The 3,529-nt window shown below is 75.0% G+C and carries 4 protein-coding genes; 1 reads left to right on the top strand and 3 read right to left on the bottom strand.

Annotated features, from left to right (window positions below):
* The first annotated feature begins 387 nt into the window (after positions 1 to 387).
* Entirely contained in the window at positions 388 to 1,407 is a 1,020-nt protein-coding gene (locus tag LCE31_RS20490; RefSeq protein WP_225016211.1) for a DUF2786 domain-containing protein, read from the top strand.
* A gap of 90 nt (positions 1,408 to 1,497) precedes the next feature.
* On the opposite strand, the gene LCE31_RS20485 is transcribed toward LCE31_RS20490, so the two are convergent.
* From LCE31_RS20485 to LCE31_RS40500, 3 genes are read right to left on the bottom strand one after another with little or no spacing between them, the layout of a single operon-like run.
* A complete protein-coding gene (locus LCE31_RS20485; RefSeq protein ID WP_374118510.1) occupies positions 1,498 to 2,679 on the bottom strand; it encodes an FAD-dependent oxidoreductase in 1,182 nt (393 codons plus the stop codon).
* The gene (locus LCE31_RS20480; RefSeq protein ID WP_225016207.1) at positions 2,676 to 3,164 is read right to left on the bottom strand and encodes a SitI3 family protein; all 489 of its coding nucleotides are present in this window, start codon (positions 3,162 to 3,164) and stop codon (positions 2,676 to 2,678) included. The genes LCE31_RS20485 and LCE31_RS20480 overlap by 4 nt, the downstream gene beginning before the upstream one ends.
* 23 nt (positions 3,165 to 3,187) lie before the next feature.
* Complete coding sequence (locus LCE31_RS40500) at positions 3,188 to 3,322, bottom strand: hypothetical protein (RefSeq protein WP_263632086.1); 135 nt, start codon at positions 3,320 to 3,322, stop codon at positions 3,188 to 3,190.
* Between the last annotated feature and the right edge of the window lie 207 nt (positions 3,323 to 3,529).

Here is a 3,529-nt window from a genome sequence, read left to right as displayed (position 1 = left end):
TGCCCGCCGCGTTCTGCAACGCCGTGTTCAGCGCGGTCGCCGCCGTATCGAGGTCCGTCTGCCCCTTGGCGAACACACCGGCGGCGGAGTTGAGATCGTCGGGGTAGAGATCGATCCCCCCGGTGCCGCCCTTGCCCTTCGGGCCCGTCACCGGGGCGCTCCCCGGCCGTGTCCGGTCACCCGCCGCGGGATGCCCCGGTCTGCTCCGGCTCCCTGTACCACTGTTGTCCCCCGTCGTACCACTGTTGTCCCCCGTCGTCGACGGGCACCAGCGTCACATCAACCCCGGCCGGCGGCAAGGGCCCAGGTCCGGGGGCCCGGTCGGCCCGGGTGCGAGTGGCGCGGTCGTCCGGCCGCCGTCCGGTTGCCGTCCTGGACAATGGCCGGGTGGACGAGTTCGAGCAGGCGTACCGGATGACCCTCGGCGCGGACGCCGGTGAGGCGGAGACGGACATGGCCGCCTCGGTGCTGGCCGCGCTCGGCGAGGGCTGGGCGGACGCCGCCGCGGCGACCGCGGCCCGGGTGGTCCGGGAGTGCGAGAGCCGTGGCTGGACCCACGCCGACCTGGTACGGGTGGCGGGCCGTGAACTGACCGCCCCGCATCAGCGTCTGGCGACGTCGCTGGCCGAAGGCGCCGGCGTCGACGCGTTCGCCCGTACGGAACGCTTGGACCGCTTCTCAGCGGCGACCACCCTGGTGGAACTGCTGCGCCAGTACGGCCGGCTGCCCCGCCTCCCCACCGCCGTACCGCCCGCCGCGGCGCCCGCGGGGGAGAGCGGCAAGGTGCTCGGGCGGATCAGGGGGCTGCTGGCGAAGGCGGAGTCCACCGATTTCCCCGACGAGGCCGAGGCACTGTCGGCCAAGGCCCAGCAGCTCATGGCCCGGCACCGCGTCGACGAGGCGCTGCTGCGGGGGGAGGCCGCGGGCGGCGGCCCCGGCTTCCGGCGGATCGGCGTGGACCGCCCCTACGAGGGCCCCAAGGCGCTGCTGCTCGACGCGGTGGCCGCCGCCAACGGCTGCGAGGCGGTGTGGTCGGCGGACTTCGGTTTCTCCACGGTCGTCGGCCACGAGAGCGACCTCGAAGCCGTCGAACTCCTCTACACCTCGCTCCTCGTGCAGGCCGACCGCGCACTCGCCGACGGCCCCTCCCGGCGCCGGGACTACCGGGTGTCGTTCCTGATCGCCTACGCGGCCCGGGTCCGGGAGCGGCTGACGACCGCCGCCGAGGACGAGGTGGCCGCCCGGCGGGACAGCCCCGGGCTGCTGCCGGCCCTGGCCGCCCAGGACCTGGCGGTCACCACGGCCACGCGGCGCCTCTTCCCGGCCACCACGACGTCCCGGCTCAAGGGCCGCGACGCGGAGGGCTGGCGGCGCGGCGAGTCGGCCGCGGACGACGCCCGCCTGTAGTACGGGCACACTGTGGGGCGGCGCCCGCCTGTGACACCGGCTTCCGCACGACGACGCCCGCCTGTGACACCGGCTTCCGCCGGCAGGGACTCATCCGCCGGGTACGGACCCGGTCCAGATCGGGGTGTCCCAGTCCAGGTGCCGGATCAGCTCGTCCTCCCCGGGCCGGGCGCCGGGCGCGCCCCGGCCGTCGCGCGCGGGCGACGGGCCGCCGCGGGAGATCCGGCCGCTGACCGTGACGTTGTGCTCCACGCGCGGGCGGCGCAGTGCCTCGTAGAGGGCCAGTGCGGTGTCGGTGCCGGGCGCGTCGCGCAGCGCCTTCGCGAGGACGACGGCGTCCTCCAGCGCCATCGAGGCGCCCTGCCCGGTCGCCGGGGAGGCGGCGTGCGCCGCGTCCCCGATGACGAGCGTCCGGCCGGAGCGCCACGGCGTGCCGAGCGGCAGCTCCGAGGCGTTGGTGACCATGACGCGGTCGCCGCTCGCCGCGACGATGTCCGCGGCCGGGGTGGCGTCCGCGCGCAGCAGGGGTACGAGGAGTTCGCGCCACCGGGCGGGCGTGGCCCCCGCGATCTCGGCGGCGGGCAGCGCATCGCCGGCCACGCGCGCGAACCAGGACGTCTCCCCGGCGGGCGAGACCGCGTAGCCGAAGGCGGCGCCGCTGCCGCGCACCATCGTGATGCCCCCGGGGTCGTCTCCTGCCGGTGCCGCGCCGTCGGCGTACCCGTAGAACACCTGCTGTCCCGCGTGGCGGGGCAGCACGTCCGGGGCGATGCGCTGCCGCACGGTGGAGCGCAGTCCGTCGGCGCCGACGAGCAGGTCACCGGACGCGGTGCTGCCGTCGCTGAAGTGCGCGGTGACACCCGCGGGACCGTCCTCGAAGGACGTGAGCCGGGCGCCGTGCCGGACGCTGATGCCCCGGCGTACCGCCTCGGCCTGGAGCGCGGCGTTGAGGTGGCCGCGGCGCAGGCACCGGAACCGCAGCAGCGGGTCGCCGGCCTCGCCGAGCGGCGCCCGGGCCAATTCGGCGCCGGAGCCGTCCAGTACGCGCATCGTGGTCAGCGGAAAGCCGATCGCGGTGACGGCGTCGGAGGCATCGATCTGCGCGAGGGCGCGCATGCCGTTGCTCGCGAGGGTGAGGAACGCGCCGATGTCCTCGGCCCCGTCGGTGCCCGCCTCGTACACGGCGACGCCGAACCCGGCCTTGCGCAGGGCCAGCGCCACCGCCGCACCCGCGATGCCGCCCCCGATGACGATGACCCGTTCCACGATCACACTCCGTCGTCGGTGAAGGTGTAAGTCGCCCTCCGGTGGGGCTGGTTGAGCAGGGCGAGACGCTGCGGGGGCCACAGGTCGTCCCGTTCGTTCAGGGTGAGGTCGCCGCCCCGGCGCAGCAGCCAGATGTCCTCGGACTGGAATTCGAGGACCGCGTCGCCCGTGACCGTGGCCAGGAGGGCGTCCACCAGGACGACAATGTCGTCCTGCTGGGCCGGGAAACCGGTGGACTTGCCGAGACGGAACGTCACCGAAAGGGTCGGTGTGAACCCGAGGTCGCCGACCACCGGGTTCCAGGGCTCCGGGTGCTCCTCGAACACCTGGACAGAGGTGCCGCGCGTGGTCCGGAGCCCCTGCTCCAGCAGCTCCTCCGGGGTGGCGGACGCGTCGAGGAGACCGGCCGTCCGGGCCGCGCGCAGGAGCCGCTCCGCGACCTGGAGCGCCGGGAGCGACGCCGCCATCTCGAAGTCGTAGGAAATCGCCACTGAGGTTCCTCTGTCCGGGGGGTTCAAGGATAGAAGCTGATGACGCTTCCTTCGCCGTCGATCACGAATACTTCCTTGAGCCCTTCGACCGGCCGGTCCTGCGACTGGGCCCGCGTCATCGCCACGTCGACCGAACTGCCGGAGAGATTCGGAACCATACGGTCGGCCTGCTCCGCGGCCCGGCCCGGCCGGCCCCCGCCCCGTCACGCATGACCCTTGCACCGCTTGCACCCCTTGCCGACGACGCCAAGCGTCACATCAACGCATCCGGGTGGCAAGGGGCTTCGCGGGGCCCCCCCCCCCCGGCGGGGGGGCCCGCGGGGGGGGGCGGGGCCGGGGGGGGGGGGGGGGGGAGCGGGGGGGGG

This window comes from Streptomyces sp. 8L (assembly GCF_020176795.1).
GTDB lineage: Bacteria > Actinomycetota > Actinomycetes > Streptomycetales > Streptomycetaceae > Streptomyces.
The sequence above is the reverse complement of the archived record's forward strand: the minus strand, read 5'-3'. Positions and strand labels throughout refer to the sequence as shown.

Bases quoted from the DNA above. Each gene is read 5' to 3' on its own strand.
- LCE31_RS40500 (WP_263632086.1), bottom strand. From the start codon at position 3,322: ATGGTTCCGAATCTCTCCGGCAGTTCGGTCGACGTGGCGATGACGCGG.